The sequence below is a fragment of the Nonomuraea sp. NPDC049028 genome (assembly GCF_043197735.1).
Taxonomy (GTDB): domain Bacteria; phylum Actinomycetota; class Actinomycetes; order Streptosporangiales; family Streptosporangiaceae; genus Nonomuraea.
Window position 1 is genome coordinate 399,083 of sequence record NZ_JBICTR010000008.1, and the last position, 20,136, is coordinate 419,218.

Genomic DNA, 20,136 nt, shown 5'->3' on the forward strand with positions numbered 1-20,136 from the left:
CTTCTTCTTGGTATTTCCGGGTCAGACGGCGACGGCCAGCTGAGCCACTTCGCCCAGCTTCGCCTGGACCTTGACGTCACGCGTGACGCCGCCGCCGGCGATGATGCGCACCGTCCAGTCGCCAGGTGCGGCGAAGAAGCGGAACACGCCCTCGTCGGACACGACGACCTCGCCGGTGAACTCGCCGGAGTGGTCGAGCAGCCGCGCGTAGGCGGTGCCGGCGCCCGTCACGACGCCCTGGATCACGGACTGGGTGGACAGGTCGATCCCCGCGGGCAGCGCGATGGTCTGCTCCGGAGCTCCGCAACCCGGTGCGGTCTGTACGTTCTGGGCAGTCTGAGTGGTGGTCATCAGCGGGCCTCCCCCAACTCGATCGGCACGCCCACGAGCGAGCCGTATTCGGTCCACGAACCGTCGTAGTTCTTCACGTTCGCCTGGTCGAGCAGCTCGTGCAGGACGAACCAGGTGTGCGCGGAACGCTCGCCGATGCGGCAGTAGGCGATCGTGTCCTTGTCGAAGTTGACCCCCGCCTCGCCGTAGAGCGTGCGCAGGTCTTCGTCGGTCTTGAACGTGCCGTCGTCGTTGGCCGCCTTGGACCACGGGATGCTGCGAGCGGTGGGCACGTGGCCCGCGCGCTGCGCCTGCTCCTGCGGCAGGTGGGCCGGGGCGAGCAGCTTGCCGGTGAACTCGTCGGGAGAGCGGACGTCGACCAGGTTGAGCTTGCCGATCGCGGCGACCACGTCGTCGCGGAAGGCGCGGATGGACGTGTCCTGCTCCTGGGCCACGTAGGAGGTCTTGGCGCGCTGCGGCACGTCCTTGACCAGCTCGCGCGAGTCGAGCTCCCACTTCTTACGCCCGCCGTCGAGCAGCTTGACGTTGTCGTGGCCGTAGAGCTTGAAGTACCAGTAGGCGTAGGCGGCGAACCAGTTGTTGTTTCCGCCATAGAGCACGATGGTGTCGTCGTTGGAGATCCCGCGCTCGGACAGCAGTGTCTCGAAGCCGGTCTTGTCCACGAAGTCACGGCGGACCGGGTCCTGAAGGTCCTTCTGCCAATCGACCTTCACGGCGCCACGGATGTGGCCCTTGTCATAGGCGCTGGCGTCTTCGTCAACCTCGACGAGAACGACGCCGGGGGTGTCGAGGTTGGCCTCGACCCATTCGGCATCCACCAGGACGGCGGAGCGGCTCATTGGGGAACCTCCAATTTGGCGGCGGGCAGTAGTCGGCGAATCAGCAGGTACGTTTCGCAGCCGAGGCAGAATCCGAAGGCTGCGTTGAGGAAGGCGGCGAGGAGTGCCGCGGCCGTGGCCACGAGGGCGAGCGGCGTGATCCCGGCGAGATATCCGACCAGACCCACGACCGCGAAGCCGAGCCCGACACCCTGCGCGAAGCGGGGTGGGCGGGCGTCCTCCGTCTCCCTCGGGGCGCTCTTGACGAGCGCCTTGAAGAGCACCACGTAAGGCGAGCGCCCTGCCACGCCGAGTGCGAACACCAGCGCCTGGGCGGCCAGCAGCACTTGGGCAGCCGGCAGCCAGGCGCTCCCCGTCACCAGGACGATGGCGAGGATCGCAGTCGTGATGGCCGCGCTGAAACGCAACGCTCTAGGGTCGGCACGCATCGAAGGATGCTCCTGAAGGGGGTCGGGTTGGGGCGGATCGGAAGTCCGCGCGAGACCGTCCTCAGGCAGCGCGACAGAGCGCGGTGGCTACGCGGCAGAAATCAACCGCGCGCCGCTTCGTCAGCAGCTCTGTCGATGGGTTCATGGCAAGGACACTACTCGCCGTCTCGGCATCTGTCACATCTCGTCCGCGTTCTGAGACGAAACGTGGGACACTGCCCCGGCCAAGGCGGCGAGGACGTCCGCCTTGCGCGGCTGGCCAGACGCCTTTTTCACGATATTTCCGGCGCTGTCGAGGATCAGGACCGTCGGCGTGCGCATGATGTCGAGCCGCCGGACGAGATCAAGACGCGACTCGGCGTCGATCTCGACATGCGCCACCCCGGGCACGAGTCCGCTGACGTCGGCCAGCACCCGCCGGGTCGCCCGGCACGGCTGGCAGAAGGCGGTCGAGAACTGTACGAGCGTCGCCCGCTCCCCCAGGTCAGCGCCCAGGTCGGCCGTGGCCAGGCGGTCGTCCGCCCGAGCCGTGTCGCGCACCCTGCCGTCGCGGCGCAGTCGTACCACCCCGATCACCGAGCCGAGCGCCAGCGTCGCCAGCGCCACCCACAGTCCTGTCATCTCGTGGTGCAACCCCGGAGGGGACGCTTTACTTCCCCTTCGGGGCCGGGATCTTGACGAGCACCTTGCCGCCCGAGTCGACGACCTCGAACCTGGCGATGTCGTTCATCGGGATCCGGGTCTGGCGCGGGAAGACGGCCTTGTTCTCGTAGGTCTCCCGGCTGACCTTCCAGCTCGCGGTGGAGTCGTACGCGCCGTTCTTGGCGAACACCACCAGCCGGCACGTCGTACCGAGCGGCAGACCACTGACCCGCACCGACAGTTTCGTCACGTCGCCGCCGGGGAAGGCCGTCACGCTCGCGTGATAGCCCTTGGCGGCGTTCTCGCCGGGGAACTCGCGGCCGGGCGCCGTCTGGCTCGCTGATGGCCGCGGAGTCGGCCGCGCCTCGGACTTCTTGAGCCGCGCGTCATTCGGCGCGCTGTCCGTCGCGGCGTACGGCGCTTCCGCATGGGACTCGACCCCTGCGGAGGTGGCGGCGGGCTTGGCGGCGGACTGGATGGCGTTCGGCTGCTGGGCGCCCATCCACACCGTGACGCCGACCGCCATCACCGCGACGGAGGCGGCCACGGTCAGCAGCGCGCGTCCTCTCCGGTGGCGCCGGGCACGGGCGTTCAGCAGCCGGTCGAGCACCTGGCGCGGCGGGCTGGAGACCAGCTCGACGTCGCGCTCCGACACCTTGCCGAGGAACGACGCGACGCCCTCCAGGTCGAGCAGCTCGGCACCGCACGCCTCGCAGGTCGCCAGGTGGGTGTCGATCTCCAATGCCTCGTCGGGCTCCAGCGCGCCGAGCGCGTGCGCGCCCAGTGCCAGCCGTACCTCCTCACACGTCATCACGGCGCCAGCCCTCGCTCCTCGAGCGCGAGCCGGAGCGCGCGCAGCGCGTAGTAGGTGCGTGACTTGACCGTGCCCGGCGGGATGCCCAGCGTGGCCGACGCCTCCTTCACCGATCTCCCCCGGTAGTAGACCTCCATCAGCACCTCACGGTGCTCGGGCCGCAGCGCGGCCAGCGCCTCGGCCACGGCCCATGACTCGACCGCCCGCTCCAGCTCGTCGTCCGCGGGCAGCACGGCGAGCGCCTCGTCGCCGGTCTCCGGCGGGCGCGCCTTGCGGGCGCGGTGCTGGTCCACGACGAGATTACGGGCGACGGTGAACAGCCAGGCACGTATCGGGCGGCCGGTGAGGGCGTCAGGATGCCGCCAAGCCCGCAGCAGCGTTTCCTGCACGACGTCCTCCGCTCGTCCCGAATCGCCCGTGAGGCGCAGCACGTATCCGTAGAGTGGCCCAGCGTGCTCGTCGAAGAGGGTCCTGACCAGTTCCTCGTCGGCGGTGTCGGCTGCAGTCACACCCTCATCACGTACGGCGGGACCGACCGGTTCGATGTCATCCACGGAGTGGCACGTCAGACGCTTCGGCCGCGAACTCCAACCCGTCGGCCACGCTCCTCACTCCGGTCACCTTCACATCGAACGGGAGCTTCCCCTTGAACGGGATCGTGTAGGTCACGAACTTCGCGAGCGCGTCGGGCACCCCTTGGATCTTCTCCGCCTGGAGCTTGATGCCGCCGTCGGCCACCTGGACGCGCATCTCCGCGTTGAACTTCACCTTGTTCACCCCTACCGTCACCTCACCCGACGCGACGAGCCGCTGGCCGTTCCCGGAGATCTTGACGCCCTGCGGTGCGTACTTGTCGATCGTCGCCCTGGTCAGAGTGCCGTGGACGGTCAGGCGCCCGGCCCGGACGTTGGCTCTGTTCTGGAGCACGTCGGCCAGCGGGGCGGTCACGTCGTAGGCGACGCCCTGCAGGTCCTTCACCGGAACTCCCCCGTAGGTGAGAGTGCCGAGATTGAACCGTACCTCTGGATAGCGGCCGGAGACCGCCTGTGTGAGAAATGGGATGCCCTCGATGGTCACCGTCGGCTGGCTGCTGAGGTCGGCCGCGGCGGAGATCCTGTTGGCGAGGTCGCGCTGCACTCCGGTGACCGCCACCCGGTCGACGACAGCGAGGAGAACGACCAGCACGATCAGGAAAACGATCAGTTTGCGCATCGGACATCCTGTCTCACGGGGGATCATGAGCTTATCGACTGGAATGCCTCATGCCCTGGCCGAGCGCTCGATCACCCCCCGGCGAAGGGCGGCAGCACCTCGACCGTCGCTCCGTCGCCGAGGATCACCTCCTCGTGTGCCCGTTTGCCCACCGGCGAGCCGTCGACCAGGAACGACGAACGGCTGACCACGCGGGCCAATTCGGCACGATTTTGTGTGATTTTGGTCATGAGTTCACCAAGTGTGGCCGCGTCGAACGGCTCCTCGGCGACTCCGGCCGCCTCTTTCGCAGCGGCCCAATAACGTACCTTTCCCGTGGCCATGGCCACCTCACATTCTTCCAGACTCCATTGTGCGACCGCGTTAACATCGGCGTTCCACGGTTTGCGCTGTTCATCTGGTGGACGCGCAATGGACGCGAACGTCGCGTGAGATATCCTCGCCTACAGGACCTGGGCGACGAAGCCCCCGGGTCCTTGTGTGTTTGAGGAGGCCGATATGAGCAACCTGCTCCTGCTGACCAACGCCCTTGAGCCGTCGGCCGAGGTGCTACCGGCCCTGGGGTTGCTGCTCCACTCGGTCCGCGTCTCGCCCGCCGAGGCGTCCGCGCTGATCGACACGCCGCCCGCCGACGCCGTTCTGGTCGATGCCCGAAAGGAGTTGGTGCAGGCCAAAAGCCTGTGCCGGCTGATCCGCACGACGGGCATCGACTGCCCGCTGCTGGTGATCGTCACCGAGGGCGGGCTGGCGGCCATGACCGCCGAGTGGGGCGTCGACGACGTGCTGCTGGAGAGCGCGGGGCCGGCCGAGGTGGAGGCGCGGCTGCGGATGGCCGTCGGCCGTACGACTCAGGCCGAGGATGTTCCGGACGAGATCCGTAGTGGCGATCTGTCCATTGATGAGGCGACATATACGGCGCGGCTGCGGGGGCGGGTGCTCGATCTGACGTTCAAGGAGTTCGAGCTGCTGAAATACCTCGCGCAGCATCCGGGCCGTGTGTTCACCCGCGCCCAGCTGCTGCAGGAGGTGTGGGGCTATGACTACTTCGGGGGCACCCGGACCGTCGACGTGCACGTCCGGCGGCTGCGCGCGAAGCTGGGCACGGAGTACGAGTCGCTGATCGGCACGGTACGCAACGTGGGCTACCGCTTCGTCCCCGACCGCACCGACCCGGCCCACGTATGATCCCCCACAGTTGACATGTGACGCCCTCAAGGTTCCACTGATGTGACAGGACGGCCCTCGGCCGTCGTGTCGCTGTCATGTCGTGTGGGCTGTTTCGGTCGTGGACACCGCCGTCCCGAGAGGGGTGGTGTCGGGGTGGGGATCTTCCGGTCGCTGGTCGAAGAAGGCGCGCGGCCCCGAATCTTTCGGCGTAACGAGAGTATTTGTTCGGCATTTCGGCCGAGCAACCGCGTATTTGTGATCGATTATGGCTATGCGCGGGAGTATTTAGCGGGCGGCGAGCGCGACGGCATTCACGATCTGCGGGCCGGCGGCGATCTCGTCGGGGAATTGGCGTTCTGGAGTCCTGGCGAACGGGTGCGGATCGACGCGCTGACCGAGGTACGCGCCTGGTCCATCGACGTACGGACCTTGCGCGAGCACGCCGCGGCCAATACGGCGGTGGCCATGGCGCTGGTGCAGGAACTGTTCGCCAGAGACGTCGCCGCTCGCCGGCATGAGGCGCTGGCCCGGGCGCCCGTCGCCGCGCGGCTGGCCGTGTGGCTGCTGCACCTGGACGAGCGCTACGGGCTCGCCGGCGAGTCGGCGCCGCCCCTGTCCATGGAGACGCTGGCCGATCTGGTGGGCAGCGCGCCCGATGTGGTGCAGCGGCAGCTCACCCGGTGGGTACGGCAGGGGTGGCTGGTCCGGCCCGGCTATCGGCGGCTGCGGATCGCCGACGCGGCCGCGTTGCGGGGCGTCGCCGGGGCCTGGGAGCACTTGTCCGCTCCCTGGGAGGGGCGGGTCACACCGTTCCTCACCCGGCCGGGCGCGCCGGCCGAGCCGTTGCCCGCCGGAGAGGTGCCCCGGCCCGCTCAGCTGCCCGCCGACGTGTCCGACTTCACCGGGCGGCAGCAGAGCCTCGATCTGCTCACCTCGTGGCTGGACCGGCCGCGCCGCCCGAACACGATGGTCGTACAGGGGCTTCCCGGCGTGGGGAAGACGGCGCTCGTGACGCGCTGGGCGCACCAGCAGGCGGCCCGGTTCCCCGACGGGCAGATCGTGATCGACCTGCGCGGGCAGTCCCCCAGCCAGCCACCCATGACCCCGGCCGAAGCGCTGGGGCAGATCCTGCGCTCGCTCGGCGTCGGCGAGCACATGCCCGCCGCCGACGAGGCCGAGTTGATGCTGCTGTACCGGAGCCGGCTGGCCGGGCGGAAGCTGCTGCTCATCCTGGACAACGCCGCCGACCCGGCCCAGGTGCGGGCGCTGCTGCCCGGCAGCAAGGACTGCGTGGTGCTGGTGACCAGCAGGACCAGGATGGCGCCGCTGCGCGCGACCGGGCACGCCGACCTGATGGACCTGTCCGTCCTCGATCCGGGCAACGCCGTCGCGCTGCTGGTCGCGGTGCTCGGCGAGGAGTCGCCACGGGCCGCCGACCGCGACGCGCTGGCCGAGCTGGCCAGGGTCTGCTCGTACCATCCGTTCGCGCTGCGCATCTCGGCGGCCAAGCTCGCCGAGGATCCCGGGTTGAGCGTCGAGTCGCGCGTACGCGAGCTGCGCGGGCCCGACCAGCGGCAACCGCTGTCCGGCGATCCGGAGGACGCCTTCCGGTCCGCGCTCGATCTGGCCTACGAGTCGCTGTCTCCGCCGCAGCGGCGCGCGTTCCGGCACGTCGGGCTGCTGCCCGGCCGGGACTTCACGCCCGAGGTGCTGGCCGCCGCGCTGGGCGGCTCCGTCAGCGAGGCGGTGATCGCGGTCGAGGGGCTGCACCGGGCGTACCTGGTGGAGCCGATGGCCGAGACGCGCTATCGCGTGCACGACCTGGTCAAGCGGCTGGCCAGGGAGCTGGGCCGGCACGCGGAGGCGGGCGTGCGCGAGGCCAGGGTCCGGCTGCTCGACCACTACCTGGGCATGGCGACCGATCCGGCCACGCCGCGCGCGTGGTTCGAGGCCGAGCGCCGTTCGCTGGTCTCGGTCGTACGGCTGGCGGAGGAGACCGGCGCGCACCACGCCGCCTGGCGGCTGGCCGAGGCGGTGTTCGAGCCGTTCAGGCGGCTGCGGTACTACCAGAACGACCTGGAGATCCAGCAGATCGGGCTCGACTCGGCGGCGCGGATCGGCGACCGGCGGGCGATCGCGCTGATGCGCAGCCATCTCGGCTCGATCTACCGCGACATCGGCCCCTCCACGCAGGCCGCCCGCCACATCGGCGAGGCGCTGTCCGACTTCACCTCACTCGGCGACCGCGAGGGCCGCGCCCGCGCCCTGAACGACCTGGCCGAGGTACACGGCATCGCCGGCAACAGCGGCGACGCGCTCAAGTGCGCGGGCGAGGCCCTGGACCTCTACCAGGAGATCGGCGACCTGGCCGGGGTCGCCGACTGCCTGCACTCGCTGTCGCGGCTGCACCTGTCCCAGGAACGGCACGAGCTCGCGCTGCACCACGCCGGACAGGCGCTGGAGGTACGCGAGCAGCTGGGCGACCTGCACGGCACCGCGCAGAGCCTGATCATCCTGGCCCGCGTACAGCACCACCTGGGAGAGCCGAACGCGGCCCTGTCGGAGGGGCTGGAGGCGCTGGCGATCTGCCACGACCTGGGCGACGAGCACAGTGAGGCCGAGACGCTGCTCTGCCTGGCCGAGATCTACGACTCGCTCCGGCTGCCGCACGACGCGCAGCGTGACGCCGAGCGGGCCCTGGCCGGGTACACGGCCACCGGCGACCAGCACGGCTGCGGCCGGGCCCTGTGCACGCTGGGGCGCATCGCGCGCAACGGCTCCCGTTACGACGAGGCCCTCGAACACTACGAGCAGGCGCTGGCCGTACAGCGGGAGCTCCACCACGAGCAGGGGCGGGCGGAGACGCTCGGCGACATCGGGCTGGTGCACTGGCGGCTGGCCGACTACCTGCGCGCCGACGACTACCTCAACCAGGCGCTCGCGATCAGCCGGGAGATCCACGACCTGCCGGTCGAGGCGCGGATGCTCAACCGGCTGGCGCGGGTACGGCGCCGTCAGGGGTTGCCGCAGGTGGCGTTCGTGCACGCGCTGGAGGCGCTGGACCTGGTCCAGGGCATGGGCAATCGCCGGGCCGAGGCGGACGTCCAGGAGACGCTGGCCTACACGTACCTGTCGCTCGACCGGCACCAGGACGCGCTGCGCGCCGCCAAGGCGTCGCTGGCGATCAGGGAGGAGCTACGCGACAACAAGGCCAGCTCGCTGCTGTCGATCGCGCAGGCCATGCACGTCGCGGGCCAGCCGGCCGCCGCACTCGGGTACGCCAGGGAGACGGTCGAGCTGCAGAACGAGAGCGGCACCAGAGATCGCTGGGCGGCGGCGCTCACCACGCTGGCCATGATCCTGCTGGACCTGGACCGGCCGGTGGAGGCGCTGACGTTCGCGTCGCAGGCCAGGGATGTGCATATCGTCTCCGGCACCCGGCGCGACCTTGGCTGCGCGCTGCGGGCCATCGGCCTGATCGCCCACCGGGTCGGGGACCGCGCGGAAGCCGTGGCCCACCTGAGGGAGGCGGTACGCATCCTGGAAGAGGTGGGCGACGTCTTCGAACTCAAGAAGGCCACCGCAGAACTCCGCCAAATGTCGTAAATTTCGCGACCTGAGGTCGCAGATCTTGACCGGCTCCCTGCCGTTAGCTGGTGCTACCAGCTACTCCAACGGAGGTGAACCGGATGCTCAGAAACCAGCCGCGTCGAGACCTGCGCTGGCTCAGTCGGGACCTGCACTGGCTCAAGCGACAAGGACGTAAAGACCGGCGGATCACGCTCTCCGTGCTCGCCGGAGTGCTCACCGCCTGGATCCGCCAACTCTCCCCCACCGACCCGATGCCCGGGTCGGGCCCCCTGCTGGCCATCTCGCTGGGGCTGGTGACCGCGTCGGGGGCGGCCTGGCTGGTGGCGGCGGGCTTCCTCGCCATCACGGCTCGGCCGCGGCGGGAGCCGGCCGAGGCGCTGCGGTGGGTGTCGCATATCGCGCGGGCCAAGGAGTGGGCGTTCTGCTCGCTCAGCGCTTATGTGGCGTGGCACCTGCTGCAGTTCGTCACGGCACTGTTGGTGAGGTAACCGCCGGGGCTCGGGGGTTGCGCGGTGGGTGTCGGTGCGGTTTGAGGTCGCGCGCTGGCGCCCACCTCAGAGTGCGGCCGACTCCAGCGTGTCGAGCCGCACCCCGGTCCCCGTGTGGACGGCCTGGACGATCTCGGCCGCGGTGAGCTCCGCGAGGCCGATCGGCAGGTCGGCCCGCTCGTCGCACCAGCCGACGATCGCCTCGGCCGTCGTCACGGACACGGGCTCGGCGAAGTGGACGAGGCTGACGTACCAGCGATCACGCACCCGGCCACGCTCGAAGTCGCGCACCCCACGAGCGGCCAGCCCGTGCGCGAACCGCTTCTGGAGGGTGACCAGCGCGTCGTCGACCGGATAACCGCAGGCGAGCACCCCGCCCGCGTGCGGACTTACGCCCCGCAGCATCACCCGGACCGGCGGCAACCCCGCGGCCGCCTCTCGCAGAGCGTCGGCCCAGGCAAGCCGTAGCGGATCGTCCACGGGGATGACCGACCGGTAATGCTCCAGGGACCGCAGCGTGACGTGCAGGCAGTCCGCGCCGTGCGCCCAGTGCCCGGGTCCGGCGACCGTACCCGCCTCACGGGCCAGCTCCACCAGCCGGTCGAGCACCGTACCGGCGGGCCGCAGGACCGCGGCGGCTCCCCAGCGAGCGCCACCCTCCACCATCGGCCGGTCGTGGACGGCGCGCCCCGACAGGAGAGCGTCGCGTCCAGCGGCAAAGAAGGCGGCGAAGTCGGGCATCTGGGCAGTATGCCAGGATCCCTGGTATCTAGTGATCTGTGGACGTACGGGCATGGTGCGAGACGTGGCTCGGCTCGATCCCGGTCCGTGAGCTTTTTCGCACTGGGCATCTGGCCGTGGTGCTGGGTGTCGAGCTGGCGGACGGCAGGGCCGTGGTGCTCAAGCGCCGTCCGGCCGCGGATCGTGTCCAGGGGTGTGTGGAGGTGCAGCGGCAGCTGTCCCGTACGAACTTCCCGTGCCCCACCCCACTCACGGACGCCGTGCCATTCCCCCCTTCGCCGGCCACCGACCAGACCCGCGCCCAGCCGGCGTCCGGCCCGTGGAAGGTCGCCACCGAGACTTCCGCCACATCCGGCCGTTGGACGGTCACCGCCGAGACCTATCTCCCCGGCGGGGCGCAGTTGGACCGGGATGCCGATCGGCCCCGGCTGTTCGCGGAGGCGCTGGCGCGGTTCGTACGCCTGGCGCCCGCGCCTGACGCCGTCCCCTCCGTCGCCCCGGCGCCGCCGTGGGTCGGCTGGGCGCATGAGTCGGCGAGCGTCTGGCCGTGGCCGGACGACATGGACGTCGATCTCAACACCCGTCCCGGTCCCGCCTGGCTGGACGACCTCGGTCGCCGCGTCCGCGACCGCCTGCTGGCCGTACGGCATGCGCCGGTGATCGGCCACGGAGACTGGGAGTCGCAGAACCTGCGCTGGCAGGGCCACCAACTGCACGCCGTACACGACTGGGACAGCGTGGTGTGCCTGCCCGAGCCCGCCATAGCGGGAGCGGCGGCGGCCGTGTTCACGGAGACGGGCGAGCCGTTCGAGGCCGCGACGATCGACGAGACAGAGCGCTTCCTGGAGGCGTACGCGCGAGCGGCCCCCGGTTGGAAGGCGGAGGAACACGCGATCGCTTGGGCGGCGGGGCTGTGGGTGCGCGCGTTCAACGCCAAGAAGGCATCGCTGACGGCCGACGGAGTGCGAGTCCTCGACCGACTGGCGTACGAGGCGGAGCCGCGCCTGCGACGCGCGGGCATCTGACCTCGGCGGGCGCGTCTCAGCCGGCGGGCGTGGGACGGGCGGTGAGTTGGGCTTCGAGGCCGTCGAGGATGGTCTTGAGGCCGAGTTCGAAGCTCTGGTCGAGGGGCTCGGCGGAGTCGGCGTCCTCCCACGCTTCGATGCGGGCGCGCAGGCGCGGGAATCGCATCGCGATCTCGCCCGCCTGGGTCATGGCCTCTCGCATCTGCTCCTCCTCGTCACCGCCGTTACGGCGTAGCCGCGCCCTCCAGGCTGCCTCGGCCACCTCGCTGAGGGCCGTGCCGAGCACGTAGGTGAGGACCGTCTGGCTCGCGTTGTCCGCCTCCACACCGACGAACCCGGCTGTTTCGAAGACGGCGAGGCAATGGTCGTCGCGGCGCGCCTTGCCGGGACCGTACATGAGATGGGTGCTCATGGCCGTCACCAGCCACGGGTGCCTGCTGATCATCGCGCGGGTGTCGTGGGCCATGGTCGTGGCCGCCGTCCGCCAGCCGACCTCACCGGGGTCGGGGAGCTCGACCTCGCCCCACACCTCGTCGCCGGCGAGCACGACGAGATTCTCCTTGCTCTTGACGTGCCAGTAGACCGCCGTCGCGGCGGAGCCGAGCCGGGTGCCCAGGCGCCGCATGCTCAGACCTTCCACGCCCTCGGCATCGAGGATCTCGACGGCGGCCCGGACGATCTGCTCACGGGTCAGCGTGTCACGCGGCATGTTCCCAGGATAGGGGGCGTCTTGCACAGTGTTCAAATACAACTTGCACAGTGTTCAAGCGCTGCCCTACGCTCCTTCTTGCACACCGTTCAAGTGGGGAGTGAAACGATGACCGATCCAGGCCCGCATGGCCGGGCTCCCGCCCAGGAGAGGCGCCGTCCGCGCAGCGTCGTCTTCGCGGCGACGCTGCAATCGCTGACCGCCTTGCCGCTCCTGGTCGGATCCGCCGTCGTTCTCTTCTATGGCGCGGGCGCTCAGGCGGCGGCCGAGGCCGAGGTCGCGCGGCAGGGCCTTCCCCCCGCCGTCCTGGCCGGCCATGGCATCAGCTTCGGATCGAACCTCGCGGATATACCACTCGCCCTCGGGATCGCCGTGGTCCTGGTGACTCTGGCCCTGCTCAACCTGAGAGGGAACCGGGTCGGCCGGATGCTGTCCTGGATTCTGCAGCCGGTCCTCTTCGTCGCCGGCAGCGTGATCGTTCCCAGCCAGGTGTTCACCGCTCAGGTGCTCGAATCCTCTTTCAAGAAATCCGGCGACCCGGTGCTTGAGCGGATCGACGTGCGCGCCATGGTCGACGCGGCCGCGCACGTCATGCCCAGCGGGCTCCTTTACGTGAACATCGGCAAGCTCGCCCTGACGACCCTGGGCTCACTGCTGGTCGTCATCCTGCTCGCGACTCCCTCGGCGAGAGCCTATTTTCGCAGGTAAAGGCCCTAGCGGGCGTCGGGCAGCAGGTGCGGGGCCTCCGTCTTGACCGCCTCCAGCAGCTGATCCTTCGACGGGTTCACCATCGTCTTTCCGGCCACCGTCACGGTCGGCACGGTCTCGTTCCCGTTCGCCACCGAACGGACGAACGCCGCCGCCTCGGGGTCTCGCCAGATGTTCACCTCGGCGTGCCGCAACCGTGTGAAGCGCAGACGCGTGCGCAGCCTCATGCAGTACTTGCAGCCTGGCCGCCAGTAGACGACCACGCCCGTACGATCCGCCAGCGCGTGCGAGGTCGCCCGATCTCGGCGAGGCAGGTTCGCGAAGATCATCCACGCCGCATAGAGGACGAGGAAGGAGATCGCGATCACGGAGAGCGCACTGGAGATCACGGAGGACATATCGGAAGTATCTCAAGCGAGTCCGACGATGACAGTGGCGGGCGAGACGCTGACAGAGATCTGGCAGTACGGACCGGCATGGTCGCACCATGACCGAGAAGACGAACGTTCTCATCGTCGGCGGCGGCCCGACCGGGCTCACTCTCGCCGTGGATCTGGCCAGGCGCGGCGTCGACTGCCGCATCGTGGAGCAGGCGCCGGAGCCCTTGGGCGGCTCCAAGGGCAAGGGGCTGCAGCCCCGCACGCAGGAGGTCTTCGATGATCTAGGCGTGATCGACCGGGTCCTGGCCACTACGACGCTCTATCCGCCGCTTCGGGTGAGGATCGGCAGGGTGCCGGTGTACCAGGGCCGCATGCACAAGCTCGTCACCCCCACCGACGCGGTGCCGTACCCCATGGTGATGATGCACCCGCAGTGGCGCACGGAGGCGGTGCTGCGCGAGCGGCTGACCGAGCTGGGCGGAAAGGTGGAGCAGGGCACCGGGTTGACCGGTTTCGAGCAGGACGCGCGCGGAGTGACGGCCAGGCTGAGCACGGGGGCGACCCTGCGGGCGGACTACCTGGTCGCGGCGGACGGTGGCAAGAGCTTCGTACGCAAGGCGCTCGGCGTCGGTTTCGCCGGGGAGACCCGCGAGGAGGAGCGGATGGCCCTCGGCGACGTACGGGTCGAGGGGCTCGGCCGGGACCACATCCATGTCTGGTACCGGCCGGGCAAGGGAATGGTGGTGCTCTTCCCGATGGCCGGCACCGACACCTTCCAGATGCTCGCCCCGCTGAAGCCGGGCGTCGTGCCGGACCAGACGCTCGCCGGCTTCCAGCGGCTCTTCGCCGAACGGTCGATGCTGGGCGGGGTCCGGATCACCGAGCTGCTGTGGTCGTCCCTGTACCGGGTGAACATCCGCCTGGCCGACAGCTACCGGACCGGCCGGGTCTTCCTCGCCGGGGACGCCGCCCATGTGCACTCGCCCGCCGGCGGGCAGGGGCTCAACACCGGCGTACAGGACGCCTACAACCTGGGCTGGAAGCTCGCCCGGGTGCTGGCCGGCGCGCCGGAATCGCTGCTCGACACGTACGAGGAGGAGCGGCGGCCCGTCGCCGCCCGCGTGCTCGGCCTCAGCACCGACCTGCTCGACAAGAAGACCCACAAACGCGACGAGGAGACCCACCAGCTGATGGTGAGCTATCGGGGCGGCTCGCTGGCCCGGCGGGGCGGGGACCGCGTGCCGGATGGTCAGGTGCGGCTGGCCGACGGGTCTCAGGTCCGGATGTTCGACCTGTTGCGGGGCACGCACTTCACGCTGCTGTCGCCTGATCCCGCGCCGCGCGTGGTCGATGGGCCGGAGGTGCGGGCGTACGAGCTGGCTGAGCCCTACGGTGCCGAGCGCCACACGCTGGTCCGGCCGGATGGATATGTCGGGATCTCGACCTCGTCGGCGGAGGAGCTCGCCGCTTATCTGGCCATGGTGTGACTCAGCCTTGTCGTGATCAGCGCGACGAGGCGCTTGGCGGCCGGCTGGCCCAGCAGGATGCCGGAGAGCACCAGGACCAGCCCGCAGACCTGTTGAGCGGTGAGCGTCTCGCCGGCGAGCACGGTGCCGAGCAGTACGCCGGTCACCGGGTTGAGCAGCCCGATCAGGCCCACCGTCGCGGCGCTCAGGTGCCGCAGCCCCGCGAACCAGGCGGCGAACGCCAGCGCGGTCGCGACGACCGTGACATAGCCGAAGCCGAGCAGCGCCGGGCCGTCCAGCGACGGCGGCGCGCCCTCCACGGCGACGGCGACGGGTAGGAGCGCGATCCCGCCTGCGATGAGCTGCCAGGAGGTCAGCGAGAAGACGTCGACCTGCGCGCTCCACCGTTTGGCCAGCACATAGCCGGCCGACGACATGACCATGGCCAGGACGGAGGCCAGCACGCCGGAGGCGTCGACCGACGCCGTACCGTCGAGCAGCAGCAGGCAGACGCCCGCGATCCCGATCCCGGCCCCGGTCACGTGCGCCACCCTCGGGCGCTCGGCGAGCGCCGCCCAGGCGAACAGCATCATCATCACCGGGGAGGTCGCCATGATCGTCGATGCCATGCTCGTCGGCAGCTTCTGGGCGGCCAGGTAGACCAGCGCGAAGAACGCCCCCATATTGAGCGTGCCGAGCACCAGCGAACGCCACCACCACGCTCCCCGAGGGAGCTTCCGAGCGAGGAGCAGGAGGAGTAACCCGGCCGGCAGGGCCCGGATCACGGCCCCGTACAGCGGATGATCGGGCGGCAGGAATCGATGGGTGACCAGATACGTAGAGCCCCAGGCGATCGGCGCGAGCGCGGTCACAGCCGCCCACCGAAAAGTACCTTCCATGGAAGCAATATAGCTTCCATGGAAGCTATATTGGAATCGTGACGAACAACTTCGACCACGTCGCCCGCATCCAGCAAGCGTGGGCCCGCGAGCGACCCGACCTGGACGTGAGCCCGCTGGGCGTGATCGGACGGCTGCACCGCCTCGCCGGCCACCTGACCGAGCGGCTGTGCGTGGTCTACCGGCAATACGGGCTGGGCGAGGGAGACTTCGACGTACTCGCCGCCCTCCGGCGCGCCGGAGCGCCCTACGAACGCGCGCCCGGCGAGCTGGCCGCGCACACCATGGTCACCACGGGCGCCATGACCAAGCGCATCGACCGGCTCGAACGCGCCGGCCTGGTCACCCGCCAGCGCAGCGCGAGCGACGGGCGCGGCCGGGTCGTCGCGCTCACCCGAGCCGGCCGGCAACTGTTCGACCAGGCGTTCACCGAGCACGTGGCGAACGAGCGCCGCCTGCTCGACGGCCTGACGTCCGAGCAGGCCGCCCAACTGGAGTCGCTGCTCACCACCTGGCTCGCCTGCTTCGAGGCGCCGCGGCCCGCGAAGCTCGATGATCAGACCTGAGGCGACAGCACTCTGGTAGCTGAGCGGCGATCCGTCGAGGACGAGAAACCCGGTCAGAGGCCGAAGGCACCGCCTTGGACGAGGATGAGCAGCCCGATCCCGATCAGGACGATGGGCAGGAGAATGTGCCCCCACCGGCTGAGAGCCTTGGCGATGACGGGTCGGGTGGCGAAGAACCTGCCCGCCAGGCACCAGACGGCGACCAGAACGAGGAAGACCACGGCGTAGACGCTCATGCCGCCGATGCCGGCGGTGGCGAAGACAGGGACGTAGACGCCGATGTTGTCGCCGCCGTTGGCGAAGGTGACCGCGGCGACCTCCAACGCCTTGGGTCCACCTGTCGCGGCCTGCTCGTTGCCGGCGTCCTCGCCGTTGACGTGGTCGCGCCACGCCTGCCAGCCGGCCTTGAGACCCAAGGCCAGCGGTAGCAGGCCGAGGTACGGGATGACGGGCTCGGGCAGGAAGGTAGCGCCGAAAGCGGCGGCGATGGCGACGACGAGGATGGCGGCGAACCCGAGGTACTGCCCCAGGATGATCCGCGAGGTGGCGCCGCGGTGCCCGGCCCCCTGGGCGAAGAACAGCGCCAGGATCACGATGTCGTCGATGTTGGTGACGGCGAACAGGCCGGCGGCTTGCCCGATGATGCCGACGTTCACGAGGGGCGTGGTTCCTCTCCAGGAGGCGGGAGTACCTGAGGAACGTATCGGGCGTGCCGATACCGCTGGTAGTCCCCTCAGCGTTTACCGTGAAGCCCGCGAGTATGCCGCGCCGCCAGGAGTCCTCACGTGATCCAATCCAGCAAGGTCCTCTACATCATCGTGTGCGCCGCAGGAGCCGCCGCCGACGTCGGCCGACTGGTCACCCACGCCCAGGACGAGGGCTGGACGGTCCAGATAGTCGCCACCCCGTCCGCCCTGGACTTCATCGACGTCCCCGAACTGGAGCGGCAGACCGGCCGCCCCGTCCGCAGCCGGTACCGCAAGCCGCACGAACCGAAACCTCCCAGAGCCGACGCGATCATCGTTGCCCCCGCGACCTACAACACCATCAACAAGTTCGCCCAGGGCATCGCCGACACCTACGCTCTCGGCCTCCTCGCCGAGGCGCCCGGCCTGGGCATTCCCGTCGTCGTCCTGCCCTTCGTCAGCAGCGCTTTAGCCTCCCGCGACCCCTTTCTCCGAAGCGTCGAAAGCCTGCGCGCCGAAGGCGTCCCCGTCCTCCTCGGCCCCGGCCAATTCGAGCCACCTCCCGCTGAGACCGGAGGAGAGAATCTGGACACTTATCCCTGGGCATTGGCGCTCAAGGAGCTCGGGCGGCGCTATCCCCGCTAGGGAGTCGGTCAGGCAATCGCCAGGTTGTGGCCCTTTCATTGGCTGCCACACGGGGGCGGCCTTTCAGTCGATCAGCGGGATGGGCATCCGCCGCTTTGCCGGCACGACGAGACCGATCTGGGCGCCAAACGCGTCGGCGTCGACCGTATCCAGCGGCTTGAGCGCTGCGGCGCCCAAGCGGGCCCAGGCCGCCCCGCCGGGCGAGCCTGGCTGGTCGCGGATCGCCGCCAGGGTGACGTCCGGCTGCAGCTCCAAGGTGCCGAGCAGGCGCTGCCAGTCGTGGCGATGCGGGCACGGCACGGCTTCTCCGTCGGGGGCCGGCGGATGCGGTGGCCTGTCGCCGATGACCAGCAGAGTCGTCTGCGGAGGACGGGAAGCAGCCTCGAGACGGCGTACCACCGCGGCCAACATGTCCTCGACCTGGGCGGCACGGGGATATCCGAGTTCGGTGGTGCCGAGCCAGCCCAACGACTTCAGGGCGTCCTCGGGGGCCGCGAGCCAGTCGGTGACGATCACGCGGTCGCCTCGCCGGCCCCGCCCACGCCGGCCGATTCGGTGCCCCCCATAGGCCAAGAGGCCGATGCGGAGACGATCGGGCTGCGGGAACTGGCGATGTGCCGCCTTGATCACTTTTTCGGCGCAGTCCAGTCGTGTCGCTACCCGGGCGGCTGCGCCGGCGACCTCGATCGCGCAGATGAGGTGGGCCCGCTCTACCCGCTCGAACGAACTCGGGATCGCGGCCAGCAGGTCGGCCACGCTGCGCGGATCCCGGCTGAGGCCGGCCGGTGTGAGAAACTCGACCTCGCCAGGCTGGCGAAGCCTTGCCGTAACGTGGTGCTCGCCTGGCCGCAAGAGGGCGGATTCGGCCGACAGGAGCGCGGGCGTGGAACCGTCCCATGCGACCACCGCGAAGACGACGCCGTGCGCGTCGGTAGCCTCGGTGCGAACGGCCAACTCGGTGACCTCGCCGCGCCGCGCGCCTTCGGGAAAGAGCGTTTTCAAAGCGAGCTTGATGTGGCCGGTACGCGGGTTGGCCCGGGCGACGAGCAGTGCGTGACTTCGCTGGATGGGGGCGTCGGCGATGGCTGCCTCCACCAGCTCGCCCACGTCTGCCCCGGCCTTGGTCCAAACCGGCGCCTCCGGATGAGCCGCGCGGAGTCGCTTCAGGGCTACCGCTGCGTCCGGCGCGTCAGGGGCGGAATTCACGATGAACAGGTCGCCGGCGAGCTCCGGAGTCGAAAGGCCGGTGCCTGGATGCGATGATGCCCGCGGAACACCTGCGGCATCGATTTCAACCTGAAAAGCTGTGACCCTGGTTGCGGCGAGTTCGAGCACGGTGAACGACTTGCCGGCGGCGAGCCCTGCGATAGCGGTCGATAACGCCTGACGCATTGCCGCATGGTCTCATATCCAGACGGAACGCTGGACTAAAATGACCGAGCGAGCAGTTCGCAGAGATCGGGAAGGGCGGCGATGCGAAGGCTATTGATCTTCCTTTCCGGCGCACGGCCCGACATTCTCGACAATTGCCCCTCCGAAAAGAGCAAGTTCGAGGGCATCGGCGCCGCGGTGCTCACCACGAGCACTCTGGCCTTTCTTTCGATGACCTTCGCACTGACTGCGGCCCTCGGCGTCAACTTCGTCCTGGCCATGCTCCTCGGCTTCGGGTGGGGGCTGGCCATCATGTTCTTGGACCGGTGGCTGGTCGCGTCTATCAGCACGAGCGGTCCAGGACGGTTTGCGCTCGCCCTGCCGAGGCTCCTCCTGTCGCTGCTGTTCGGGATCATCATCTCCACTCCGTTAATCTTGCAGATCTTCAAGCCGGAGATCGACGCGCAGATCGTCGCGATCAAGCAGCAACGCGCGGACTCGTTCCAGCAGAACCTCGCCACCGGGGAGGTCGGCACGGAGATCGCCCGCCTGACCAACGTCGTCAACGGACTTCGCATGGTGATCGCGTCAGGGGGTGACGTCCCGCTCGATCCAGCTCAGGACCCGGGAATGAAGACATTGATCGCCGATCGGGATTACCAGCAGGGGCAGGCGAACAAGTACTACGACCTCTGGCAATGCCAGCTATACGGAGCAAAGTGCCCGCAAGGAATAAAAGGGAACGGCGCGCTGGCGCGCGCGACGGAACAAAACTACCGAGCCGCCAGGCAACTGATCGAAAAGCTCAACGCGCAAATCGAGAACCGCAAGCGGCACCTGACGGCGACCAGCGAAAGCGCGAAGCAAGTCCGGCTCGCGCAAGCAAAAGCCGACCTGCCGGGATATCAGGCGCAGCTCGACCGCCACATACAGCAGCAGAACTCACTGCGCTCCCAATTTTACGCGGAGAACCAGAGCTCGGATGGTCTGCTCCTCCGACTTGAGGCACTGGATGAGGTGTCGGGAACGAACACCACCCTGAACCTCGCTCGGCTGCTGATCTTCCTGATGCTGATGCTGATCGAGTGCCTGCCGGTGGTGGTCAAGCTGATGCATCGGCCAGGCAATTACGAGAAGGTCCTCGCGTTCGCTGAGCGGCAGGAACTGCGGATCGCCCTTGAGCCCCAGACGAGCGTGGGCGGGCCCGTCAGCAGGATGACCCTTGAGGAGGTCTGGGGGCGCGAACCGGACGGGCCGGAGCACCCGCCGCAACCCAGCCCCAAGCCTATCCCCTCCCTTCTTGGCCAGGAGGACCTCGAGGATCGGGCACTACGCGGCATGCGAGATGCGCGTATCCCTGACCACACGACTGACCGGGTGGCGCGCCACCTGCCCGGAGGTTAGCGCC

24 protein-coding genes are annotated in these 20,136 nt (G+C 69.2%); 9 read left to right on the forward strand and 15 right to left on the reverse strand.

Going from position 1 to position 20,136, the window contains the following annotated elements; all coding sequences use genetic code 11:
* Window positions 1-21: 21 nt before the first annotated feature.
* The 9 genes from ACGFJ2_RS32350 to ACGFJ2_RS32390 form a co-directional block, all read right to left on the reverse strand.
* Window positions 22-351 (reverse strand): DUF1416 domain-containing protein, encoded by a 330-nt coding sequence (locus ACGFJ2_RS32350; protein ID WP_357958161.1) that lies wholly within the window; start codon window positions 349-351, stop codon window positions 22-24.
* On the reverse strand, window positions 351-1,190 hold the full coding sequence (locus ACGFJ2_RS32355) for a sulfurtransferase (RefSeq protein ID WP_357958163.1): 840 nt from the start codon (window positions 1,188-1,190) through the stop codon (window positions 351-353). Before ACGFJ2_RS32355 ends, ACGFJ2_RS32350 begins: the two co-directional genes overlap by 1 nt.
* Entirely contained in the window at window positions 1,187-1,618 is a 432-nt protein-coding gene (locus tag ACGFJ2_RS32360) for a DUF4395 domain-containing protein (protein ID WP_358185737.1), read from the reverse strand. The genes ACGFJ2_RS32355 and ACGFJ2_RS32360 overlap by 4 nt, the downstream gene beginning before the upstream one ends.
* 61 nt (window positions 1,619-1,679) lie before the next feature.
* Window positions 1,680-1,763: a putative leader peptide gene (locus tag ACGFJ2_RS32365; protein WP_350668905.1), complete on the reverse strand. Its 84-nt coding sequence runs from the start codon at window positions 1,761-1,763 to the stop codon at window positions 1,680-1,682.
* A gap of 32 nt (window positions 1,764-1,795) precedes the next feature.
* Complete coding sequence (locus tag ACGFJ2_RS32370) at window positions 1,796-2,239, reverse strand: thioredoxin family protein (protein ID WP_357958167.1); 444 nt, start codon at window positions 2,237-2,239, stop codon at window positions 1,796-1,798.
* A 28-nt stretch (window positions 2,240-2,267) separates the two neighbouring features.
* Window positions 2,268-3,071, reverse strand: a complete 804-nt coding sequence (locus tag ACGFJ2_RS32375) for a zf-HC2 domain-containing protein (protein ID WP_357958299.1) — start codon at window positions 3,069-3,071, stop codon at window positions 2,268-2,270.
* Window positions 3,071-3,583: a sigma-70 family RNA polymerase sigma factor gene (locus ACGFJ2_RS32380; protein ID WP_357958301.1), complete on the reverse strand. Its 513-nt coding sequence runs from the start codon at window positions 3,581-3,583 to the stop codon at window positions 3,071-3,073. The genes ACGFJ2_RS32375 and ACGFJ2_RS32380 overlap by 1 nt, the downstream gene beginning before the upstream one ends.
* Window positions 3,584-3,620: 37 nt before the next feature.
* On the reverse strand, window positions 3,621-4,286 hold the full coding sequence (locus ACGFJ2_RS32385; RefSeq protein WP_357958168.1) for a DUF2993 domain-containing protein: 666 nt from the start codon (window positions 4,284-4,286) through the stop codon (window positions 3,621-3,623).
* A 71-nt stretch (window positions 4,287-4,357) separates the two neighbouring features.
* On the reverse strand, window positions 4,358-4,609 hold the full coding sequence (locus ACGFJ2_RS32390) for a MoaD/ThiS family protein (RefSeq protein WP_357958303.1): 252 nt from the start codon (window positions 4,607-4,609) through the stop codon (window positions 4,358-4,360).
* A 175-nt stretch (window positions 4,610-4,784) separates the two neighbouring features.
* Between ACGFJ2_RS32390 and ACGFJ2_RS32395 the strand changes: the two genes are divergently transcribed.
* From ACGFJ2_RS32395 to ACGFJ2_RS32405, 3 genes are all read left to right on the forward strand, one after another.
* On the forward strand, window positions 4,785-5,471 hold the full coding sequence (locus ACGFJ2_RS32395; protein ID WP_393474697.1) for a response regulator transcription factor: 687 nt from the start codon (window positions 4,785-4,787) through the stop codon (window positions 5,469-5,471).
* Between the two features lie 237 nt (window positions 5,472-5,708).
* Window positions 5,709-9,059 (forward strand): tetratricopeptide repeat protein, encoded by a 3,351-nt coding sequence (locus tag ACGFJ2_RS32400; protein WP_393474700.1) that lies wholly within the window; start codon window positions 5,709-5,711, stop codon window positions 9,057-9,059.
* Between the two features lie 83 nt (window positions 9,060-9,142).
* A complete protein-coding gene (locus ACGFJ2_RS32405; RefSeq protein WP_357958173.1) occupies window positions 9,143-9,532 on the forward strand; it encodes a hypothetical protein in 390 nt (129 codons plus the stop codon).
* Between the two features lie 66 nt (window positions 9,533-9,598).
* On the opposite strand, the gene ACGFJ2_RS32410 is transcribed toward ACGFJ2_RS32405, so the two are convergent.
* Window positions 9,599-10,273 (reverse strand): 2'-5' RNA ligase family protein, encoded by a 675-nt coding sequence (locus tag ACGFJ2_RS32410; protein WP_393474702.1) that lies wholly within the window; start codon window positions 10,271-10,273, stop codon window positions 9,599-9,601.
* 38 nt (window positions 10,274-10,311) lie between these two features.
* Here ACGFJ2_RS32410 and ACGFJ2_RS32415 point away from each other — a divergent pair, with 38 nt between their 5' ends.
* Window positions 10,312-11,298 carry a hypothetical protein gene (locus tag ACGFJ2_RS32415; protein WP_393474705.1) on the forward strand — a complete coding sequence of 329 codons (987 nt, stop codon included), beginning with the start codon at window positions 10,312-10,314 and terminating at the stop codon, window positions 11,296-11,298.
* Window positions 11,299-11,314: 16 nt separating this feature from the next.
* Here ACGFJ2_RS32415 and ACGFJ2_RS32420 read toward each other — a convergent pair whose 3' ends face one another.
* A complete protein-coding gene (locus ACGFJ2_RS32420) occupies window positions 11,315-12,007 on the reverse strand; it encodes a TetR/AcrR family transcriptional regulator (protein WP_393474708.1) in 693 nt (230 codons plus the stop codon).
* 78 nt (window positions 12,008-12,085) lie between these two features.
* On the opposite strand from ACGFJ2_RS32420, the gene ACGFJ2_RS32425 reads away from it, so the two are divergent.
* Window positions 12,086-12,715: a hypothetical protein gene (locus ACGFJ2_RS32425; RefSeq protein WP_393474711.1), complete on the forward strand. Its 630-nt coding sequence runs from the start codon at window positions 12,086-12,088 to the stop codon at window positions 12,713-12,715.
* A gap of 5 nt (window positions 12,716-12,720) precedes the next feature.
* Here ACGFJ2_RS32425 and ACGFJ2_RS32430 read toward each other — a convergent pair whose 3' ends face one another.
* Window positions 12,721-13,113 carry a glutaredoxin domain-containing protein gene (locus ACGFJ2_RS32430; RefSeq protein ID WP_393474714.1) on the reverse strand — a complete coding sequence of 131 codons (393 nt, stop codon included), beginning with the start codon at window positions 13,111-13,113 and terminating at the stop codon, window positions 12,721-12,723.
* Window positions 13,114-13,202: 89 nt separating this feature from the next.
* Here ACGFJ2_RS32430 and ACGFJ2_RS32435 point away from each other — a divergent pair, with 89 nt between their 5' ends.
* The gene (locus tag ACGFJ2_RS32435; protein ID WP_393474717.1) at window positions 13,203-14,582 is read left to right on the forward strand and encodes an FAD-dependent monooxygenase; all 1,380 of its coding nucleotides are present in this window, start codon (window positions 13,203-13,205) and stop codon (window positions 14,580-14,582) included.
* Here the strand turns inward: ACGFJ2_RS32435 and ACGFJ2_RS32440 are convergent.
* Entirely contained in the window at window positions 14,564-15,460 is an 897-nt protein-coding gene (locus ACGFJ2_RS32440; protein WP_357958186.1) for an EamA family transporter, read from the reverse strand. The two genes, ACGFJ2_RS32435 and ACGFJ2_RS32440, sit on opposite strands and share 19 nt — an antisense overlap.
* A gap of 38 nt (window positions 15,461-15,498) precedes the next feature.
* Here ACGFJ2_RS32440 and ACGFJ2_RS32445 point away from each other — a divergent pair, with 38 nt between their 5' ends.
* Window positions 15,499-16,026 (forward strand): MarR family transcriptional regulator, encoded by a 528-nt coding sequence (locus ACGFJ2_RS32445; RefSeq protein WP_357958188.1) that lies wholly within the window; start codon window positions 15,499-15,501, stop codon window positions 16,024-16,026.
* A gap of 53 nt (window positions 16,027-16,079) precedes the next feature.
* On the opposite strand, the gene ACGFJ2_RS32450 is transcribed toward ACGFJ2_RS32445, so the two are convergent.
* A complete protein-coding gene (locus ACGFJ2_RS32450) occupies window positions 16,080-16,682 on the reverse strand; it encodes a cadmium resistance transporter (protein WP_357958190.1) in 603 nt (200 codons plus the stop codon).
* A 129-nt stretch (window positions 16,683-16,811) separates the two neighbouring features.
* On the opposite strand from ACGFJ2_RS32450, the gene ACGFJ2_RS32455 reads away from it, so the two are divergent.
* Window positions 16,812-17,357, forward strand: coding sequence for a flavoprotein (locus tag ACGFJ2_RS32455; protein ID WP_393474721.1), 546 nt, complete (start codon window positions 16,812-16,814; stop codon window positions 17,355-17,357).
* A 63-nt stretch (window positions 17,358-17,420) separates the two neighbouring features.
* On the opposite strand, the gene ACGFJ2_RS32460 is transcribed toward ACGFJ2_RS32455, so the two are convergent.
* Complete coding sequence (locus ACGFJ2_RS32460; RefSeq protein WP_393474724.1) at window positions 17,421-18,749, reverse strand: hypothetical protein; 1,329 nt, start codon at window positions 18,747-18,749, stop codon at window positions 17,421-17,423.
* An 81-nt stretch (window positions 18,750-18,830) separates the two neighbouring features.
* Here ACGFJ2_RS32460 and ACGFJ2_RS32465 point away from each other — a divergent pair, with 81 nt between their 5' ends.
* Window positions 18,831-20,132, forward strand: coding sequence for a DUF4407 domain-containing protein (locus tag ACGFJ2_RS32465; protein ID WP_393474727.1), 1,302 nt, complete (start codon window positions 18,831-18,833; stop codon window positions 20,130-20,132).
* Window positions 20,133-20,136 lie beyond the last annotated feature (4 nt).

Excerpts from the sequence above, each read along its gene's own strand:
- ACGFJ2_RS32435 (WP_393474717.1), top strand. The coding sequence starts at position 13,203 with ATGACCGAGAAGACGAACGTTCTCATCGTCGGCGGCGGCCCGACCGGG.
- ACGFJ2_RS32405 (WP_357958173.1), top strand. The coding sequence starts at position 9,143 with ATGCTCAGAAACCAGCCGCGTCGAGACCTGCGCTGGCTCAGTCGGGAC.
- ACGFJ2_RS32430 (WP_393474714.1), bottom strand. The coding sequence starts at position 13,113 with ATGTCCTCCGTGATCTCCAGTGCGCTCTCCGTGATCGCGATCTCCTTC.
- ACGFJ2_RS32355 (WP_357958163.1), bottom strand. The coding sequence starts at position 1,190 with ATGAGCCGCTCCGCCGTCCTGGTGGATGCCGAATGGGTCGAGGCCAAC.
- ACGFJ2_RS32365 (WP_350668905.1), bottom strand. The coding sequence starts at position 1,763 with ATGAACCCATCGACAGAGCTGCTGACGAAGCGGCGCGCGGTTGATTTC.
- ACGFJ2_RS32395 (WP_393474697.1), top strand. The coding sequence starts at position 4,785 with ATGAGCAACCTGCTCCTGCTGACCAACGCCCTTGAGCCGTCGGCCGAG.
- ACGFJ2_RS32440 (WP_357958186.1), bottom strand. The coding sequence starts at position 15,460 with ATGGAAGGTACTTTTCGGTGGGCGGCTGTGACCGCGCTCGCGCCGATC.
- ACGFJ2_RS32390 (WP_357958303.1), bottom strand. The coding sequence starts at position 4,609 with ATGGCCACGGGAAAGGTACGTTATTGGGCCGCTGCGAAAGAGGCGGCC.
- ACGFJ2_RS32350 (WP_357958161.1), bottom strand. The coding sequence starts at position 351 with ATGACCACCACTCAGACTGCCCAGAACGTACAGACCGCACCGGGTTGC.
- ACGFJ2_RS32465 (WP_393474727.1), top strand. The coding sequence starts at position 18,831 with ATGCGAAGGCTATTGATCTTCCTTTCCGGCGCACGGCCCGACATTCTC.
- ACGFJ2_RS32375 (WP_357958299.1), bottom strand. The coding sequence starts at position 3,071 with ATGACGTGTGAGGAGGTACGGCTGGCACTGGGCGCGCACGCGCTCGGC.
- ACGFJ2_RS32460 (WP_393474724.1), bottom strand. The coding sequence starts at position 18,749 with ATGCGTCAGGCGTTATCGACCGCTATCGCAGGGCTCGCCGCCGGCAAG.
- ACGFJ2_RS32370 (WP_357958167.1), bottom strand. The coding sequence starts at position 2,239 with ATGACAGGACTGTGGGTGGCGCTGGCGACGCTGGCGCTCGGCTCGGTG.
- ACGFJ2_RS32420 (WP_393474708.1), bottom strand. The coding sequence starts at position 12,007 with ATGCCGCGTGACACGCTGACCCGTGAGCAGATCGTCCGGGCCGCCGTC.
- ACGFJ2_RS32360 (WP_358185737.1), bottom strand. The coding sequence starts at position 1,618 with ATGCGTGCCGACCCTAGAGCGTTGCGTTTCAGCGCGGCCATCACGACT.
- ACGFJ2_RS32385 (WP_357958168.1), bottom strand. The coding sequence starts at position 4,286 with ATGCGCAAACTGATCGTTTTCCTGATCGTGCTGGTCGTTCTCCTCGCT.
- ACGFJ2_RS32410 (WP_393474702.1), bottom strand. The coding sequence starts at position 10,273 with ATGCCCGACTTCGCCGCCTTCTTTGCCGCTGGACGCGACGCTCTCCTG.